The sequence below is a fragment of the Mucilaginibacter lappiensis genome (assembly GCF_050433765.1).
GTDB classification, from domain to species: Bacteria; Bacteroidota; Bacteroidia; order Sphingobacteriales; family Sphingobacteriaceae; genus Mucilaginibacter; species Mucilaginibacter lappiensis_A.
Genome location: NZ_JBNPWP010000010.1, coordinates 203,710 through 220,819 on the forward strand (window position 1 = coordinate 203,710; position 17,110 = coordinate 220,819).

At 40.5% G+C, this 17,110-nt stretch carries 20 protein-coding genes; 11 read left to right on the top strand and 9 right to left on the bottom strand.

Annotation, left to right across the window (positions count from 1 at the left end; translation table 11 throughout):
• Nucleotides 1-120 precede the first annotated feature (120 nt).
• Complete coding sequence (gene cobA / locus M2273_RS24920) at nt 121-849, top strand: uroporphyrinogen-III C-methyltransferase (protein WP_429400486.1); 729 nt, start codon at nt 121-123, stop codon at nt 847-849.
• A gap of 22 nt (nt 850-871) precedes the next feature.
• Complete coding sequence (locus M2273_RS24925) at nt 872-1,231, top strand: DUF7009 family protein (protein ID WP_429400487.1); 360 nt, start codon at nt 872-874, stop codon at nt 1,229-1,231.
• Between the two features lie 2 nt (nt 1,232-1,233).
• Here the strand turns inward: M2273_RS24925 and M2273_RS24930 are convergent, their stop codons facing one another.
• Nucleotides 1,234-3,081: a chloride channel protein gene (locus M2273_RS24930; protein WP_429400488.1), complete on the bottom strand. Its 1,848-nt coding sequence runs from the start codon at nt 3,079-3,081 to the stop codon at nt 1,234-1,236.
• An 86-nt stretch (nt 3,082-3,167) separates the two neighbouring features.
• The gene (locus M2273_RS24935) at nt 3,168-3,821 is read right to left on the bottom strand and encodes a Crp/Fnr family transcriptional regulator (protein WP_429400489.1); all 654 of its coding nucleotides are present in this window, start codon (nt 3,819-3,821) and stop codon (nt 3,168-3,170) included.
• A gap of 279 nt (nt 3,822-4,100) precedes the next feature.
• Here M2273_RS24935 and M2273_RS24940 point away from each other — a divergent pair, with 279 nt between their 5' ends.
• A complete protein-coding gene (locus M2273_RS24940) occupies nt 4,101-5,984 on the top strand; it encodes a chloride channel protein (RefSeq protein ID WP_429400490.1) in 1,884 nt (627 codons plus the stop codon).
• Nucleotides 5,985-6,403: 419 nt separating this feature from the next.
• On the opposite strand, the gene M2273_RS24945 is transcribed toward M2273_RS24940, so the two are convergent.
• Nucleotides 6,404-6,691 (bottom strand): hypothetical protein, encoded by a 288-nt coding sequence (locus M2273_RS24945; RefSeq protein ID WP_429400491.1) that lies wholly within the window; start codon nt 6,689-6,691, stop codon nt 6,404-6,406.
• Nucleotides 6,688-7,047: a DUF488 domain-containing protein gene (locus tag M2273_RS24950; RefSeq protein WP_429400492.1), complete on the bottom strand. Its 360-nt coding sequence runs from the start codon at nt 7,045-7,047 to the stop codon at nt 6,688-6,690. The genes M2273_RS24945 and M2273_RS24950 overlap by 4 nt, the downstream gene beginning before the upstream one ends.
• 118 nt (nt 7,048-7,165) lie before the next feature.
• On the opposite strand from M2273_RS24950, the gene M2273_RS24955 reads away from it, so the two are divergent.
• The 4 genes from M2273_RS24955 (at nt 7,166) to M2273_RS24970 (ending at nt 10,583) form a co-directional block, all read left to right on the top strand.
• Complete coding sequence (locus M2273_RS24955) at nt 7,166-8,230, top strand: hypothetical protein (protein ID WP_429400493.1); 1,065 nt, start codon at nt 7,166-7,168, stop codon at nt 8,228-8,230.
• A gap of 95 nt (nt 8,231-8,325) precedes the next feature.
• Nucleotides 8,326-8,925: a porin family protein gene (locus M2273_RS24960; RefSeq protein ID WP_429400494.1), complete on the top strand. Its 600-nt coding sequence runs from the start codon at nt 8,326-8,328 to the stop codon at nt 8,923-8,925.
• Between the two features lie 102 nt (nt 8,926-9,027).
• Nucleotides 9,028-9,603 (top strand): RNA polymerase sigma-70 factor, encoded by a 576-nt coding sequence (locus M2273_RS24965; RefSeq protein ID WP_429400495.1) that lies wholly within the window; start codon nt 9,028-9,030, stop codon nt 9,601-9,603.
• Entirely contained in the window at nt 9,600-10,583 is a 984-nt protein-coding gene (locus tag M2273_RS24970) for a FecR domain-containing protein (RefSeq protein WP_429400496.1), read from the top strand. Before M2273_RS24965 ends, M2273_RS24970 begins: the two co-directional genes overlap by 4 nt.
• A gap of 255 nt (nt 10,584-10,838) precedes the next feature.
• On the opposite strand, the gene M2273_RS24975 is transcribed toward M2273_RS24970, so the two are convergent.
• Complete coding sequence (locus M2273_RS24975) at nt 10,839-12,614, bottom strand: hypothetical protein (RefSeq protein ID WP_429400497.1); 1,776 nt, start codon at nt 12,612-12,614, stop codon at nt 10,839-10,841.
• Between the two features lie 324 nt (nt 12,615-12,938).
• Between M2273_RS24975 and M2273_RS24980 the strand changes: the two genes are divergently transcribed.
• The 3 genes from M2273_RS24980 to M2273_RS24990 all read left to right on the top strand — a co-directional run bounded on the left by M2273_RS24980 (nt 12,939) and on the right by M2273_RS24990 (nt 14,665).
• On the top strand, nt 12,939-13,694 hold the full coding sequence (locus M2273_RS24980) for an SDR family oxidoreductase (RefSeq protein WP_429400498.1): 756 nt from the start codon (nt 12,939-12,941) through the stop codon (nt 13,692-13,694).
• Nucleotides 13,695-13,823: 129 nt separating this feature from the next.
• Entirely contained in the window at nt 13,824-14,078 is a 255-nt protein-coding gene (locus M2273_RS24985; RefSeq protein ID WP_429400499.1) for a hypothetical protein, read from the top strand.
• Between the two features lie 5 nt (nt 14,079-14,083).
• Nucleotides 14,084-14,665, top strand: a complete 582-nt coding sequence (locus M2273_RS24990) for a TetR/AcrR family transcriptional regulator (protein ID WP_429400500.1) — start codon at nt 14,084-14,086, stop codon at nt 14,663-14,665.
• Here the strand turns inward: M2273_RS24990 and M2273_RS24995 are convergent.
• The 4 genes from M2273_RS24995 to M2273_RS25010 form a co-directional block, all read right to left on the bottom strand.
• A complete protein-coding gene (locus tag M2273_RS24995; RefSeq protein ID WP_429400501.1) occupies nt 14,657-15,448 on the bottom strand; it encodes a CHAD domain-containing protein in 792 nt (263 codons plus the stop codon). The two genes, M2273_RS24990 and M2273_RS24995, sit on opposite strands and share 9 nt — an antisense overlap.
• A gap of 203 nt (nt 15,449-15,651) precedes the next feature.
• Nucleotides 15,652-15,828 (bottom strand): hypothetical protein, encoded by a 177-nt coding sequence (locus tag M2273_RS25000; protein ID WP_429400502.1) that lies wholly within the window; start codon nt 15,826-15,828, stop codon nt 15,652-15,654.
• A 58-nt stretch (nt 15,829-15,886) separates the two neighbouring features.
• Complete coding sequence (locus tag M2273_RS25005; RefSeq protein WP_429400503.1) at nt 15,887-16,327, bottom strand: Hsp20/alpha crystallin family protein; 441 nt, start codon at nt 16,325-16,327, stop codon at nt 15,887-15,889.
• 141 nt (nt 16,328-16,468) lie between these two features.
• The gene (locus M2273_RS25010; RefSeq protein WP_429400504.1) at nt 16,469-16,639 is read right to left on the bottom strand and encodes a hypothetical protein; all 171 of its coding nucleotides are present in this window, start codon (nt 16,637-16,639) and stop codon (nt 16,469-16,471) included.
• 208 nt (nt 16,640-16,847) lie between these two features.
• Here M2273_RS25010 and M2273_RS25015 point away from each other — a divergent pair, with 208 nt between their 5' ends.
• The gene (locus M2273_RS25015) at nt 16,848-17,081 is read left to right on the top strand and encodes a hypothetical protein (RefSeq protein ID WP_429400505.1); all 234 of its coding nucleotides are present in this window, start codon (nt 16,848-16,850) and stop codon (nt 17,079-17,081) included.
• Nucleotides 17,082-17,110 lie beyond the last annotated feature (29 nt).

Below are 17,110 nucleotides of genomic sequence, written 5' to 3' on the forward strand. Positions count from 1 at the left end.
ATAAATTACGATGTATAAGTGCGAAAATTTGCATTTTTTTATGATGTGTATGATTTTAATGTGTTGAAAATTGATTATAATTGGTGGTAATTAAGATTTTTAGAATTTTTTAATAGATATATGGAAAATAAAACTCCATTTCCTGAATTGTTTGTTTTAGGCGCCGGTCCCGGCGACCCGGAATTAATAACCGTGAAAGGATATAAAATTTTGCAGCAGGCTAATGTTATATTATATGATAACCTGGCTAACAAGGCATTACTCGATATTGCAAAAGCCGACTGCGAAAAAATTTATGTTGGCAAGCATCCTTATGGTAGTTATACCCCGCAGGAAACCATTCATGAAATGATAAAGCATTATGCTTTTACCAAAGGCAGTGTAGTACGCCTTAAAGGGGGAGACCCTTTTATTTTTGGCCGGGGCTTTGAAGAAATTATGTATGCGCGGGAGCAAGGTATTAAAACCCATTTTATACCAGGCATCAGCAGTATGCAGGCTTCAGGTTTTCTGGATATCCCGCTAACCCACCGGGCCATGAGCGAAGGTATATGGATCATAACCGGCACTAAAAAGGACGGCACCCTATCTGCCGACCTGAAGCTGGCTATGCAAAGTAATGCCACTGTGGTAATTTATATGGGCATGAAACAAATTGATTCCATTACCCAAACTTATGTAGCTGAGGGTAGAGGGCAAACACCGGCGGCAATTATTCAGCATGCCTCGTTGCCTCATCAAAAAGCGGTTAAGGGACTGGTTAAGGATCTGCCCGAAATGGCTGCTAAACATCAGTTAACTTATCCGGCTATTATTATTATAGGTGAGGTTGCCGGTTTATCTGCTTAATTACACACTATATTATATAGATATGAAAATCAGGATCAAAGGAAACTCATTACGATATCGCCTTACCAAAAGTGATGTTGAACGCTTTGCTAAAGAGGGCTATTTAGAAGAAGTAACTGTTTTTGGCAGCGGTGTATTAACCTACGCTTTACAGCGTGGTAGCTCAGATCAGTTATCGGCCAGTTTTGATAACCATAAAATAACCCTTTTTATGCCAGAGTTAATGGCCAAAAACTGGGCGACCACAGAAAAGGTGGGATTTGAGGAAACCAACGGCCCACTTTATTTATTAGTTGAAAAAGATTTTAAGTGTTTGGATAATGTAGCCGAAGATCAAAGCGATAATTATCCAAATCCCTTACTAAGTAAGCAACTTAATTGAGTTTAGCCTGAATATTCCTTCAATAACTGGCGGTATTGGTTTAATACGCTCGATTTTGATATAAAGCCAACAAATTTATGCCCATCAACTACGGGCAGGTTCCAGGTATTGGTTTCATCAAATTTCTTAACAATCTCACGTACATCGTCGTTAATATCAATAATGGCCGTAGGGGTAACCATTACTTTTTGAACGCTTAGTTCATCGTACAGTTCCTTATTGAACATTACCGGTCTGATATCATCAAGCAGGATAATGCCTTCCAGCACATGCTCATCATTGGTTACTGCGATGAAATTTTTCTTCCCTTTGCTGATTAATTCTATCAGTTCATTAAATGTGGCGTATATGTTGATCTCCTGCATATCCTTATCGATCAGATCGGGAGTGTTTAACAATGAGAGCAAGTTCTGATCATGCTCACGGGTAAAGATCTTGCCTTCCTGGGCCAGCAATTTCAGATCAGGAGATATAGCCGAGAAACGTTTGGCTATCAGGAATGATGTTACAGAAACGATCATGAGTGGTATAAAAAGATCGTACCCCGAGCTTGATTCCGCGATCAGGAATATGGCTGTTAATGGCGCATATAATACACCGCTCATTACACCAGCCATCCCCACGATCACCATGTTGGTGGTTGGCACGTTCGGGATACCCAACTGGGTGCACAGCACAGCGATAAAATAGCCCAAAGTTCCGCCCGAAAACAATGCCGGGGCAAAATTACCGCCATTACCGCCACCATAAATGGTAATTGATGTAGCAAAGGCTTTTAAAATGCAAATGAATCCTAAAAACAATAAAATAAACCACTGGTGAAAGGCGAAATATTTAAAAAAGCTAACCGCTACAACCGATTCTATTTGCCCGGTGGCCAGTACCTTAATGGTGGAATATCCCTCGCCAAATAATGGTGGGAATAGTACACATAGTAAGGAAAGCAGCGCTCCCGCTATTAGTGCTTTTTGCAGGCGACTTCTTTTTGAGTGTTTAAACTGGTGCTCAACCCATTGCGATATGACTACAAAATATCGGGCATATAAACCACAGGCAATGCCCAGCACAATATAAAAGGGAATGTTTTTATAGTTAAAAGGGGCGCGTGTAGTAAATTGAAACAGTGCTTCTTCGTTAAGAATGATCCTTGATACCAAGCTGCCACAAACTGCGGCAACAACCAGCGGAATAAAATCTGTAAATACAACCCCGGTGAGCAAGATCTCAAAGGCGAACATCATACCCGCGATGGGGGCGTTAAAGGCCGATGCGATACCTGCTGTAGCACCTGCGGCGAGTAAAAGGGTGCGGTCTTTATAATCTAACTTATAAGTTTTGGCAAAGTTGGAGCCAATGGCCGATCCGGTTACTGCTATAGGGCTCTCTAAACCGGCTGACCCACCCAAACCGACCGTAATGGCGCTCTGTACAATTTGCGAGTACATTTTTACCGGTGATACCAGGCTGGAGTTTTGCGCAATTTCATACAATATGGCAGGGATACCCTTGCGGTCGTTCCCTTTATATATGTATAGTACTACCAGTGTGGTAAGTACAATACCCAATAACGGGAATACCACATAAAAAACGATTTGCTGCTCGAACTGGAATTTGGAGGTGATAAGGTAATGGATATAATGCACCAGCATTTTTAAAACTACGCCGGCCAAGCCTGCCGTACAGCCAACAAGGATACCTGACAGTATCAAAAAATGACTGTGTGAAAGATTATTGCGCACCCAAAGCAGGATGATCTCATAACTCCGCATTTTACGGACGCTGTTCGCCCTGAAATCCCGTTGGAATTTTAAAAAATTATGATAACGTTTTAATTTGCTGTACTTGCTCAATTTGTACCTCCGGCTGCAATTTAAACATTAATTGAATGTGATGTTTGAAAAAGGCTAATGCAGAAAGGTTAAAAAGCAACCCACTTTTATTTTTTCCGGCTTAGGGTTATTTCTTTCAATGCATCCTCATTCAACAACTTAAAACTTTTACCGTCAAGCGATATCAGGTTGTTTTGAATAAACTCCTGTGTTACTTTAAAAAAGGTTTCGTACACCACACTCGCGTATGATGATATATCCTGCCGGGTTAGTTCAATATCAACATAACCATCGGCATTTAACCCAAACTGGTTGCGGAGCGATAACAGGGCCTGGGCTATCCGTTCTTTTACCGGCATGTGAGCCAGGTTGCGCATCCTTTTTTCCGACTCCTGCAATTCATTCGCAAAAAACTTCATGAGTTTATAGGTGAACTGGCTGTTTACATTTAATGACGATTCAAAGAAATCCATTTTAACATAACAAACCATCCCCGGCTCCACCGCTGTTGCCGAAACAGGATAGGTTGAAATATCGCCCAAACCTAAATGGCCTAAAATGTCGCCCTGTTTAGCAAATCTCAGTATGAGGTCTTTTTCCTGGTCCCATTGCTTATGAACTTTTACAACACCCTTGTACATAAAGTATATGCCGGTAACGTCATCACCTTCTTTAAATAGCTGTTGCCCTTTTTTAAGTATAAAATTTTCCCGGTTGGCACTTATGGCGGGTAGCCAGTCTTTCAGGCAATTTTTGCACAAAAAACAAGTGTTTAAATCGCAAGTGTGGGTGGTTTTTGTCATAAATGTTCAGTTGCCTGCAGGTATGCAATATTAATTATTTAACCCCGATCTACATAAGGAAGTATGAAAGGTACGCATTGCAGTTAATGGGTGTAATTTGTTGTTTGTGTAATATATTTTGATGTTTAACGTAAAATTAATGATTAATTATATTGTTTGTGCAATATTTATTATAATTAAATCTTAATTTTGCAACTCAAAAGCTGGCAGAAACAATAAAATAGCCAGTAAGAAAAAATGAAAAAAACAATAAATAAAATAGGTATCCCTATCTCGCCATCATTAAATAATATGGAAACGCCACCCGGTAATTCCAGAAACAGTATTTTTTTAAAAAAGAGGCTGATAGTTATCTCCTGTTTGTCGGTAGCGGTAGCCGTGGCTATAAGCATTATCGCTAAAATTTTAATTTATCTCATCAACCTGGTTACCAATATTTCTTTTTACGGCTCATTTGCATTTGGCTTTCATTCACCGGCAAATAATCATTTAGGTGTATGGGTTATTATTATCCCTGCAATAGGGGGGATTTTAGTTGGTATCATGGCTTTTTATGGTTCCAAAGCTATACGTGGGCATGGGATTCCCGAGGCTATGGAGCAAATACTGGTTAACGAAAGTAATATTAAACCATCCATCACTTTTTTAAAACCCATATCGTCGGCCATAGCCATTGGTACTGGCGGCCCATTTGGTGCCGAAGGGCCAATCATAGCAACAGGAGGTGCATTAGGTTCCACATTAGGACAGTTATTTAAAATAACGGCTAATGAGCGCAAGATCATTTTAGCCGCCGGGGCCACAGCGGGTATGTCGGCTATTTTTGGTACGCCTATAGCCGCGGTATTTTTGGCTATTGAACTGCTGCTGTTTGAATTTTCGCCCAAATCTATTCTGCCGGTTGCGTTGGCTTGTATCACAGGCGCGGCAGGGCATCATTTACTGTTTGAGGCTGGTCCGGTTTTTCCTATGCCTGATTTGCTTACACCATCAAACCTGGCTTTGGGCATTTATAGCTTCATGGGTATTATCATTGGGTTTTTATCCCTCGGCGTAACCAAAATAGTATATGTTATTGAGGATCTTTTTGAGGAATTACCTATTCACTGGATCTGGTGGCCCGCAATTGGTGGTTTGGCAGTTGGTGTTATTGGTTTTTTTGCACCGCATACGCTCGGCGTAGGGTATGATAATATAACGGGTATACTATCGGGCCGGTGGCCTTTAACGCTTATCTGCACCTTATGCCTTTGTAAGTTTATGTCATGGGCCATTGCTTTAGGCAGTGGAACATCCGGCGGAACATTGGCTCCCTTATTAACCATAGGGGGGGCAGCCGGTGCAATTATTGGCTCTATTACATTAATACTGTTTCCAAATTCAGGGGTCAGTATACCTATGGCCGCGCTGATTGGTATGTCGGCTATGTTTGCAGGGGCATCGAGGGCGTATTTAACCAGTATTACTTTTGCATTGGAGGCCACTATGCAATCACATGCCTTGCTGCCATTATTGGGTGCTTGTACGGCCGCTTATATGGTTTCGTTCTTCCTGATGGAAAACACCATCATGACTGAAAAGATTGCCCGTCGCGGAATTTTTACACCCGACTCATTTGAGCCGGATGTTTTACAAAAGATGCATGTTTCGCAAGTGATCAGTGATGAAGGTACCGTGATCAATGTGAACAATAGCATAGCCGATGTAAGAAGTTGGGTTAATGCCAACAGCATCACGGATAACTATTTTATTATGGTTAATAACGATGGCGAGTTTAGCGGCACCTTAAAGTTAACGGATATTTATAGCAGCGAGTTTGATCCTGAAGCATCATTGCAGGAAATGCTTAAAAAGGAGATCAGTTCGTCCGTTAACAGTACGGACACACTGCGTTATGCGATGGAAACCATGTCGAAAACAGAAGTGGAGGTGCTGCCCGTGTTGTCACCAACAGATCATAAGGTAATAGGCATCTTATCTTACCGCGATATTATATCGGCCTTTAAAATTGATGCTGATAAAACCCAGCACCCGTATGTAAAAATCTCCTTAAAACGCCAGCGGATGAAAATGCTGGTGAGAGGCAGGAAAACAGTTAGTGTAAATACAGCTACTAAGTAGCTAACTTTTACGTCAAATTTGTCATGGGTAGCCTGCCTGCCAGTAAGGAACGAGGGAGACCTATTAGCAGATACATACACCTTGCTATAGATTTTTCATTATGTCAAGAGCAAGTTCTTTGTTACACTCTGCATGGTGTATTTGTTTTGGGTGTATCGTCCTGGAAGAAAGTTACAGTGAACAGTACACCCCATCGGGGTATCGTGTTTATAGAATAACAATACCAAGCGTTAGCTCCATAGGAGCTTCCTATAACGTTATTGAGCTTAAGCAGGAAGCTCCTACGGAGCTGATAATTCACTTCCTAATGGCTATAAACACGATGCCCCGACGGGGCGTGGATAAGCAGGTTATTCTACTTTCAATGTTTTCCAAATTTTAATACTCAGAATGTCAAGCTATCCTGGCAGAATAATAAACTATATTGTATATGGCAATATCTTTAACACTTTGTTCGCCAGATCATCATTGATAGTTAGCTGGCAGGATAGATTTATTTCGGATTTAATTAATGGGTTATCATATTGTTGTGCTACCATGCAGGTGGCACAACGGCCCATTCCATCGCATCTGCCGAAATTTGGCGGTTGTACATGATCATTGATCAACTCCCGCAGATCGTCATATTCGCCTTCAAAAGTTTTCACTCTGTAGGTTTCGCCATCGTATAGCAGGGTAAATTCAATGTATGTTTTAAAAAAGCTCATTTCTCTAATGAGGATTGCAAAAAATGCCGCAGAACTATAGCATGGTTTTGTTGCTCATTGTTGGCCGCATACAATAAGGTAACGGTTTCATGTTTTTGTATTAGTTCGGCCAATTCTTTAACGCTTTCTTGTTGCTGTAATTCGGCTATATAATCATGTTCAAAGCCGGGCCAGTTTTGCGGGTTTTTATGAAATGATTGGCGTAACGCGGTTGATGGAGCCACTTCTTTCATCCACCTGTCTATTTGCGCGCGTTCTTTGGTCATCCCGCGGGGCCATAAACGATCAACCAGGATCCTTAGCCCGTCAGCTTTATCAGCTGGGTCATATATGCGTTTGATAAGTAAATTGCCCATTGAATATTCGTCAATATTATCAAAGATAAGATAGTCAATTTAAAAAATTAAAAAACAGAGTCAGGGTAAAGTTCATATAGCGTGTCATAGCTGCAAATACACGATAAATAATATACATATGAATTTTAATCTGTACAAAGACAGCATCTTATTAACTATTTTAAAAATCTGGACATTTTTTTTAATAGTGTTTGCCAGTACCAATAGTTACGCTCAAAGTGACCGGGCCAGAACAAATATCGGCCTGGTTTATCCCCTGAGCAGCAACGGAACGCAAGCTCCAAGAGATACCAATAGTTTTTCGTTAAATCTGATAGCCGGGGTATCCGCGGCGGAACGCGGGGTTAGCCTTGCAGGTTTTTCAAACATTGTGCATCATGATACCAGGGGTTTGCAGGTTGCAGGCTTTTCGAACCATATTGGCGGTAATGCCGGGGGCACCATGTTTGCCGGCTTTTTAAATACTTACGGCAGTGGTAATAGCGTGGCTGTTGCTGGGTTTGCCAATATAGCGCGGAGCAGCAGCGGCGCCCAAATAGCCGGGTTCCTGAATAAAGGTGGTAATGTATCTTCTTTACAGATAGCCGGGTTTTTAAATATTGCCAGCAATGTAAAAGGCGTGCAGATAGCAGGTTTTATGAACGTTGCCAAAAAAGTAAAAGGCAGCCAGATCGGCTTTATCAATATTGCCGATAGCGCGGGCACCCAGGTGGGTATTATCAACATTGCCAAAAACGGCGAAAAAGGTATCAGCGCCACTATCGACGAAAACCAGACCACCATACTGGCCTTTCGTTCAGGAGGTAAAACACTGTATGGCATCATCGGCATTGGCTATAACTTCAATAATAAAAGAGAAAAATACGCTTATGAGGCCGGTATAGGCGCCCATGTGCTCAAGATTCAATCGTTCCGTTTAAATGCCGAGCTGGTGGGCGGCGGCCTGGAAAGCCTTAAAGGTGAGGAAAACTATTCCAAATCGTCGTTCAGATTAATACCGGCATTCCGTATCACGCCATCAATTGAAATATTTGGTGGTCCATCCATTAATTATATCAACACCGATACCGAAGAGGGCAGGAAACTCACCAAAAAATATATTTCAAGCTGGACCCGAAATAACGGACGCGACCTGTATGGATTTTATTTTGGTTATAACGCGGGTATACAGGTGCTTTTTTAATCGAGCGTACAAATCACCATTCATTATTTTTTAAAAACCAATCAGGGTAAAGTTTACCCGGCGTGTCATAAGCACAGAACAATAAATATCATCAAATGAAAACAATCACAAACAAAAACCAAAAAATGAAATCAATTAAACTCTTTACCACGGCCATCTTATTTACGCTGGGGCTTAGTTCAGTAAAAGCCCAATCCTCAGATCCTGAGTTTGGTATTAAGGCGGGTGTTAACTTTTCGACCTTGAAAACGGGCTTGAATGCGGTTACCGATAAATCTGGCAAAATAGGGTTTAACGCGGGCGTATTTGCCAGGGTAGGTAAAGACCTTTTCTTTCAGCCGGAGCTTAACTACGTTACCTTTAGCGACAAATACCGTTTTAACTCCAACTCGTACGAAGCCAAATTCAGGCAACTGAACCTGCCTTTAATGGTTGGGTACAAATTAATAAATACATCCGACCTGAACTTCCGTGTTTCAGCCGGACCTGATCTGTATTACAGCCTTAAAAAGCCAGTAGCTCCCGGAGGTTTTAAATATAAAGACTTCACCGCGGGTGGTGTTATTAATGCGGGCGTTGACATTGGCAGCTTAACTTTTGATGCCCGCTATAGTTTAGGTTTAAGTAAGTTTAACAAGGAGCTTGGGCAGAAAGCCAATATCTTCAGTTTGGGAGTTGGTTTTAAATTTCAATAATAACTAAGTTTGATCATGCGGATAGGCGCCGTTGGTGGCTATCCGCTTTAGACCATTTTTCAATCAATTATATATTTACTTTGCCGAACCCAATACCCGATAATGGATAATAAGGAAGTGACCGTCGATTTGATCCAGGAAAATGAAGCCGTTTTTGAACAGCTGTTCAAAAAACATTTTAGGGAGCTGCATGCCTATGCTTTCTCGCTATTGAAGGACTGGGATGTTGCGGAAGAAATTGTGCAAGCCCTGTTTCTTAAACTTTGGGAAAAAAATGAATGGAGCCATATACAAACATCCATAAAATCATACCTGTACAAATCGGCATATCATGACAGTCTGAATTACATAAGGCGACAAAAAGTTCAACTAAGGTACCAAACCATAACTGCGCATTCCATGAAGAACCATACAGACGATGCTGCCGGCAAATTAAAAATGGGCGAATTGGAGCAGCATTTAAGCAAAGCCCTTGATAAATTACCTGAAAAATGCCGGGCCATATTTCACCTGAGCCGGTTTGAAGAGTTAAAATACCAGGAGATAGCCAACCAACTTAACATATCTATAAAAACTGTAGAAACGCATATGGGTAAAGCTTTACGAATATTAAGAAAAGAGATGAAAGAATTTTTACCACTAATTACACTGATGCTATTTAATATGTTTAGATCATGAAACAGGATATGAGCGAAGATATACTGATCAAATATATTCTTGGAGAAGCAACTATAGCCGAAGGACAAGAAATTGAAACCTGGATAGCAGCCAGCAGCGCTAATGCTAAAAAGTTTGAACAGGTAAAAATTATCCTGGAAACCAGCAAGCGCCTGGCGCAGGTGAGCCCATTGGGCGAAACCGAGGCATGGGAAAAGTTTAAGGAAAAACGCGCAACAAGGCGTGAACCGGCTAAAGTCCGGTCCATTAGTTCAAATACCGGCTGGTTACGCATAGCCGCCGCTGTTGTATTCCTGATAGGTGGCGGATGGATAGCCTATTATTTGTATGATCAACGTGGCGGTAACCCGGCGGAACTCGTGAGCATCAAAACGACAAATACGGTGCGGATTGATACCCTGCCTGATGGCTCTATTGTGCATATCAATAAAAATTCCAGCATCACCTATGCCGGCGATTTTGAATCGAGGAGAGAGATAAAACTTACCGGTGAGGCGTTTTTTGAGGTGAAACACAATGAGCAGGTACCCTTTACCGTGCATGTAAATGATATTAACATACGCGATGTAGGTACTGCCTTTAACGTAAAAACCAAACAACAAAATACCGAGGTTATTGTAGAAAGCGGCATAGTGCAGGTAAGTAGATCCGCTAATTCAATAAGGCTAACCCCCAACGAAATGGTACGGATAAAACCAGATGATAAACAGCTTAAAATTGAAAAAAGTACCGATCAGTTATATAACTATTACAGGAGCAACACCTTTATTGCCAAGGGCACACCGCTATGGCGCCTGGTTGATATATTGAATGAAGCTTATGGTGCTGATATTGAGATCGAGAACGGTGCCTTGCGTAATACGCAGATCACGGTTACTATCAGGTATGAAGACTCGCTTAGTAACATATTGGAAATAATAAGAAGTACTACTCCCGAAATGCATGTGAATAAAACTGATCATGGTTTTATTCTGAAATAAGTAGACGGAAGGGTTTAAAAAACCCTTATGTTTCCTCAGGGTTTCCATTGGGAGACCCTGAGTGGACAAAAAATGTCATTTCGATAGAGCCAGGGGAGGGAATGAGGGAAGCGCGAAAGAGAAATCTTCTACACTGCTCAAAGCTCGCATGAAAAGCCGTGGAGGATTTCTCGCTATCGCTCGAAATGACAGAGCTTGTGTTTATTTAGCATAAAGAACACTTTTTACATCCAAAAGAGGTGTATACACCTCAAACTACCATACCAGTTGCAACCCACCGGTTATCCCAACATTAACGGCGGTTAATTTATCATTGCTGATATGGTTGCTAAGCACCCATCCATTAACCTTTGCGCCATCGCTTACATCGGCAGATATGATATTGAGGGAGGGGCCGGCAAACAGCCTTAAATGGTTATTGAGCTTATAACCAGATAATATTTTGAAAGAGTCTGTTTGATAGAACTTCTTCTCGGTATCGGTGATCAACTGTGTTGCGTATTCACCATTTAAAGAAAACTTACCTTTGTTAACAATATGCGCACCCAACCCAATATCAAGCGCGTATTTAACCTCATCGTTACCAAATTTATATCCGGCACCAATCAGCCCGTATAACACCCTGCCGCCCGACCGGAAATCAAGATGGGTAAACAAAGTTTCATCGGTACTTAGGGCAAGGCTTTTTTCGCCATTTTTAATAAAGTTCAGGATACCTATGGTATAATCACTGCTATCGGCAACATTCACCAGAGCAAACTGAAAGCCTTTTACTTTTTTAGCAGTATTAACAAACACGGTAAACTGCGACCCGGTTGGTCCCGTCGAACGGTTAAATAAACTGGAGAGCTGTAAGCCATTTAAGGTATCGGTAGTATTAAATAAGCCGGCAAACTGCACGCCGCCTTTAAAGTTACGGGTATGGTTAAATAAACCGGCAACCTGGAAGCCGCTGGCGCGTTTATCAGCATTGGCTAAACCTGCAAGTTGCATACCACCTGTAAAATTCTGGACCCTGTTGAACAAACCAGCTGCCTGTAAACCCCAGGCATTATATGATACATTATTATAAATACCGGCAAGCTGGACGCCTTTGGTGCTGCCGCCCACAAAGTTAAATATGCCGGCGGCCTGAAAAAATTTCATGTCTTTTTTGTTGATATTAAATAAACCGGCCATTTCAATTCCATCAATCCCCGCGGTGTATCCACCCAAAATGTTATAGGAAAAATGATCAACTATCTGGCTATTGTACATGCCATGCGAACTTAAACCGGGAATAAGCGAAATCTGGTAAGGGCGGGAAGCAAAAAAGTTGCCGAGGTTTAAGCCTTGCACCAGCTGCTTTGAACTGATAAAGAAACGGGCAAAGCGGCTGTGTTCTACTCCATCTTCTGAACCATCATCAGGATAATATTTATATTTTCTGTTATGGTGTTTAGCATCTACATTAACTACAGGTAGTACATAAAGTGAGGTATCGCGGTAGTTTTCTTTAGTTACTGTGAGTAAAAGCGACCCGCTCCAGTTTTTTAGCGTAATTTCAAAATATCCCCTATCATCTGTAAGTGTCGATACCAATAAATTCTTTTCATAAACGCTGGCTTTTGCTACTTCTTTTTTACTGGAAACATCGTTTACGTAGCCTTTTACCACAGCCTGTTTTCCGGGATCTTTTTCCACCTCGGCGGTTAAATACAGCTTACCCGGGGCATGCCTTAATACAATATAGCCAGGCACTTCTTTAAACTCATAGCTATCGCCTAATAATTTATCCAGCAAACTAAAAAGGGTACCCCGGTACCCTGAAACTGATACTATGCTATCGGCCGGAATGGTTTTGTTGTTATAAGCAAAATAAAAATTGCCTTTGCTGGCAATGTTATCCAGTACTTTGCCCATGCGCTGTTGTTTTATTTCGCCTATAGATACCTCTTTCATCAGGTTGTTTTGTGCGGATAGTTTTGTGCAAAAAATTAGAGGTATAAAAAACGACAGGATGTGGGCAATTAGTTTGGGGGTTACAGTCATCAGGTTTATCTGTTTTTATATAGGTTGTACCGGCATCATACAATCAAAATTATAAGATTATATGATACGGTGCGTAATAAGACACGTTCACCAGGTTTAACCCTTACGCTGTTTTTAATTATTTTTAGTTAGATACCGGTCTTTAGAAATTGTGACAAAAAATCTTTATCCCCAGTTAAAAAATCCAATTGTAACCACAATTATCACCTGATTGTCAATTACATCGAAAAAAAGAAATAAATCAAAAATAATTTTGGAATGATCGTTTCAAAATGTTTATCTTTGATTCGTCATTTTAAAACAACGATCTTAAACATTAAAAAAATGAATAATTTATTAAACAAAGTAGCCGTAGTTACAGGTGGTAACAGCGGGATTGGTTACGCAGCCGCAGCCGAACTTATAGCACAAGGTGCAAAAGTTGTTATTACAGGCCGCAATAAAGAGTCAGTAGAAAAAGCGGCAACAGAACTTGGCGCAACAGGTATTGTATCTGACCAAAGCAAACTTGATCAGATAGATCAATTGGCTTTAGCGGTTAAAGAAAAATTTGGCAAAGTAGATATCCTGTTCTTAAATGCAGGCATGGCAGCTTTTAGTCCGGTTGAAACCGCTACAGAAGAACATTACGATGCACTGATGAACCTGAATGTAAAAGGTGTTTACTTTACTGTTCAAAAATTTATCCCAATACTAAATGATGGAGCTTCTATCATTTTTAATACATCAGTAAACGCGGTTTTAGGTGTGGCCGATAGTAGTGTTTACGCAGCCAGCAAAGCCGCAGTATTATCGTTCAACAAAGTATTGGCCCGTGAGCTTGCTTCTCGTAAAATTCGTGTTAATGCTATTTCTCCCGGCCCGGTTACTACACCATTATATGATAAATTGGGTTTAGAGCAGGAACAGGTTGACGGGTTTGGAGCAGCTTTAAGCGCAAAGATATTACTTAACCGTTTCGGAAGACCTGAAGAAATTGCCAATGTGGTAAGGTTCCTCGCATCTGACGATTCATCATTTATTACCGGTACCGAAATTACTGTTGATGGCGGTTTAACTGTAAACGCTGTTATGTATTAATTTTTTTACCATAATTTGGAACAATCGTTTCAGATTTTGGTATATATATAGTTTATGGTTGTTGCCTGATTCCTTATCCCTAAGTTAAATCAGGCAACAGCCATTATTGATATTTAATTTTGTGCAAAAATGAATAGAGAAAACTTGAAGAAAGTATTAGATGAATTACAAGTTAAAGAGACTGAATATTCTCTTTTTAATGAATTGTTTTCGGATAGAATAATACTATATCATAGTTATGATGATTGGGAGGTTTTTTATTTAGATGAAAGAGGTGGAAGAAATGACAAAGTTGTTTTCAAAGATGAGTCAGCAGCCTGTGATCATATCCTAAATTTATTTATTGATTCTCAAAAAATTAAAAGTGATTTTAATTTAAGTTAATTGCCATGGCACGTAAAAAAGAATTTGATGAGGACACCCTGCTTGAAAAAGCAGTTGCCCTGTTTTGGAGAAAAGGGTACAATGCTACATCTGCACAGGACCTGGTTGATGAATTGGGGATAAACCGCTCAAGTCTTTACAACACCTATACCGATAAAAGAACATTGTTCAAAAAATCACTGGCACAATACCAGGTAACAGAAACAGGCGCTATGCTGGCCATGCTTGGCAAAGCGGAGAATGCAGGGGAGACAGTGAAGCAAATTTTTGAAACCCTGATCGAAGAAAGCGTGGGCGATAGTTTATTAAAAGGATGTTTTATGGTGAATACTGCCGTTGAGCTTGCCGGCTGCGATAAAGAGATAGGGGATATAGTTTATAACAATAACCTGAGTGTTGAAGATGCCTTAACCAAACTGGTTGAGAAAGGACAGCAGAGTGGACAATTTTCGATGAAAAACTCAGCCCGGGCTTTAGCAAGATTCATCTTTGCCAACATTACCGCGATAAAGGTAGCCGCCCGGACAGGGGCTGATGAAAAAACACTGCGCGATATTGCTAATGTTGCTATAGCTTCATTAGCTTAACTGCTCAACCGGCAGCTCAACAACGGTTGTAGCCCGATTATAGAAATCTTTAGTGAGATTGGTTATATGGCTTTTAAATTTGGTATCCTGCTTTTTTAAGGAGCTGACGGCTGCTTGATCTTTTGCTTCGTTACTTGAAAACAATTCTATTGCCAGTATATGGTCATGCCAATCACCAATAGCTATTTGTACCTGGTCCAGATAATCGGTATTTACCCCGGTACCCAGTGCTGCATGTGTCAGCTTATGGTTATAAATTAAAATTTTAACCTCTTTACGGCATGTATGCAACTGATCATCAAATTTAGGTTTAGTGAGCATATCTACAATTTGATGCAATTGTTTTTGATAAAACAAGTTGATATGAAGATCGCTTACCGGCTTTATCTTTTCTTTTAGCAGCTGGTGCGAATCCTTTAATTTTTCAAGATTTTTAGCGCCATCTGATTTGAACTTGCTGCTGGCATTTAGCTGTAACTGGTGCTGGTCGCTCATAAATGTACCATTATCTATTTGGTGGGCTTTGCCCAGTTCCAGGTTTATATAAGCACTCCGTATCTCACCGGCCTGTTTAAATATCATTCGTACAGGTTTAAAGTGTTGGGTTAATTTGGGATGTTGTTGAGTACTGTCTGAAAGGATCAAAAAGGCACGTAATTTTTTAACCTGAACCCTGAAATGATGCAGATCTTCTTGCTGTTCCTTTTTTAAATAAGCCACAAGACTGGCCTTCATGTCTTTCCACTCTTTATCAAAATATTTTCTTTCTTCTCTTTTTTTCATAACTACAAGTCATGGAATAGCTAAAGCATAACAATCGCTTTATACTTTTAGTTTTAAACACGTTGTTTGCTACCTGCCAGGCAGTTGGGATTATGAAAAAAAGGCGCAGGAGGTTAATAATTGAATAATAAAGCATGTTAAAACCTCGTGCTTAAAAGAGTGAAAAGCAGGAAATAATAAAGCCCCGAGGCGTGGGGCTTTGTTTAATGATTGCTGTTTCTTAAGCGTTCCCATTTTTCCAGTGCTTCTTTTTGAAGCAGTTTGGAGCGCTCAATAGCAATGGCCTGTTCATCTTTTTCACAAAGCGGGCCTTCAGTAGTTAGTTTAATTAGCGGTTTTTGCGTACCTTTTTCTTTGTTTTTATTCTCGGTGACTAACATGGCATAAAAATGAAAGGCGCTGAGTCAGCGCCTGGTTAAACAATAATGGTGATGACTGTTATTTAATTTCAATTTGCCGGCTGGCCGTTCTTGCCTCTTCTTTTTTGGCCACATTAATTCTCAACACACCATCGGTATATACTGCTTCAATACTGGCATCATCTGCAGAATCGGGTAATGTAAATGAGCGCACAAATAAAGTATAACTGTATTCGCGCTTATTGTACTTTTTATCATGTTCGTTCTGCTCGGTCTGATGTTCTGCCGAAATAGTAAGTACATCCCCGTCAAGGTTAACTTTAAAATCTTCTTTCTTTAGTCCCGGTGCGGCCAATTCTATATGGTAGTGCCCGTCCGTCTCTGAAATGTTAACCGCCGGTACCCGCGACACCATCCGGTCTGATAAAAAAGTGTCATTGAAAATTGATTCAAAAACGTCGTCAAACCCTGAGCGGGTAAGCCCCCTGTTTTTCCCTTCATTGAATTTCACTAAAGTCATAATGTTTCCTCCTCAAACATTAACGAGCCGGACCATCCCGGCCTGTTTTTTTATAACAAGTGAGAATAGGACTGGTTTGTCATTTTTTGTTTTTTAAAACAACAATATTACAGGATAAAAACGCTTGTTTAAATGGCAGTTTTAAGCGGATGCCGGTTCGTCATGATCATTATCTTTCGTTGGCTTAAGCTCCGATTGGATGATCTTTTTCTCAAATGCTTTTTGGTCTTTCAGATTCCTTTTAATAATCCAGATTATTAGTGCCGCCATTAACAGCAGGAACAGGCCAACCCACCAATAATTGATTTCCATATCTCCAGAAATTTGGTTAATTAAATATACATCTAAAATTTTACATACAGATTAAGTTCGTATTAAATCATTTGTACTCAGTGGGGTACCGGTAATCTTACCGTCAGGTTTTGTAAAAAATATTATTCCGGGCAATCAAACAACAAATCCCGGCGTTTAAATAGCAGTAATTCTTGTTATGGTTTCACCTCTTAAATATATATAAACAATGCGATACGAGATCGTGTTATCCCGAAACGGTTACAAACAAGTACTGCAGGTTATCGCAGAGACATACAAAAAATGGAAGGTATGGAAAGTGAAGTTCCAGGACGGTACAGAAGCCATCCTCTTTAAATCCGGGAGCCTGTGGATGCAAAGAAATGAAGATGATCTGGATTTGGGTTTACTGAATGCCATAGGTGAGCGGATTGACCGTCTCAATTTAGGCCTTTCCATTTAGTAAAAAAGCAATTCATGAAAACGGGGAGG

Coding starts and splice junctions, on each gene's coding strand:
- M2273_RS24955 (WP_429400493.1), top strand. CDS start 7,166: ATGAATTTTAATCTGTACAAAGACAGCATCTTATTAACTATTTTAAAA.
- M2273_RS24970 (WP_429400496.1), top strand. CDS start 9,600: ATGAAACAGGATATGAGCGAAGATATACTGATCAAATATATTCTTGGA.
- M2273_RS24990 (WP_429400500.1), top strand. CDS start 14,084: ATGGCACGTAAAAAAGAATTTGATGAGGACACCCTGCTTGAAAAAGCA.
- M2273_RS25010 (WP_429400504.1), bottom strand. CDS start 16,639: ATGGAAATCAATTATTGGTGGGTTGGCCTGTTCCTGCTGTTAATGGCG.
- M2273_RS24950 (WP_429400492.1), bottom strand. CDS start 7,047: ATGGGCAATTTACTTATCAAACGCATATATGACCCAGCTGATAAAGCT.
- cobA (WP_429400486.1), top strand. CDS start 121: ATGGAAAATAAAACTCCATTTCCTGAATTGTTTGTTTTAGGCGCCGGT.
- M2273_RS25000 (WP_429400502.1), bottom strand. CDS start 15,828: ATGTTAGTCACCGAGAATAAAAACAAAGAAAAAGGTACGCAAAAACCG.
- M2273_RS24945 (WP_429400491.1), bottom strand. CDS start 6,691: ATGAGCTTTTTTAAAACATACATTGAATTTACCCTGCTATACGATGGC.
- M2273_RS24960 (WP_429400494.1), top strand. CDS start 8,326: ATGAAAACAATCACAAACAAAAACCAAAAAATGAAATCAATTAAACTC.
- M2273_RS24985 (WP_429400499.1), top strand. CDS start 13,824: ATGAATAGAGAAAACTTGAAGAAAGTATTAGATGAATTACAAGTTAAA.
- M2273_RS24940 (WP_429400490.1), top strand. CDS start 4,101: ATGAAAAAAACAATAAATAAAATAGGTATCCCTATCTCGCCATCATTA.
- M2273_RS25005 (WP_429400503.1), bottom strand. CDS start 16,327: ATGACTTTAGTGAAATTCAATGAAGGGAAAAACAGGGGGCTTACCCGC.
- M2273_RS24995 (WP_429400501.1), bottom strand. CDS start 15,448: ATGAAAAAAAGAGAAGAAAGAAAATATTTTGATAAAGAGTGGAAAGAC.
- M2273_RS24965 (WP_429400495.1), top strand. CDS start 9,028: ATGGATAATAAGGAAGTGACCGTCGATTTGATCCAGGAAAATGAAGCC.
- M2273_RS24980 (WP_429400498.1), top strand. CDS start 12,939: ATGAATAATTTATTAAACAAAGTAGCCGTAGTTACAGGTGGTAACAGC.
- M2273_RS24925 (WP_429400487.1), top strand. CDS start 872: ATGAAAATCAGGATCAAAGGAAACTCATTACGATATCGCCTTACCAAA.
- M2273_RS25015 (WP_429400505.1), top strand. CDS start 16,848: ATGCGATACGAGATCGTGTTATCCCGAAACGGTTACAAACAAGTACTG.
- M2273_RS24975 (WP_429400497.1), bottom strand. CDS start 12,614: ATGACTGTAACCCCCAAACTAATTGCCCACATCCTGTCGTTTTTTATA.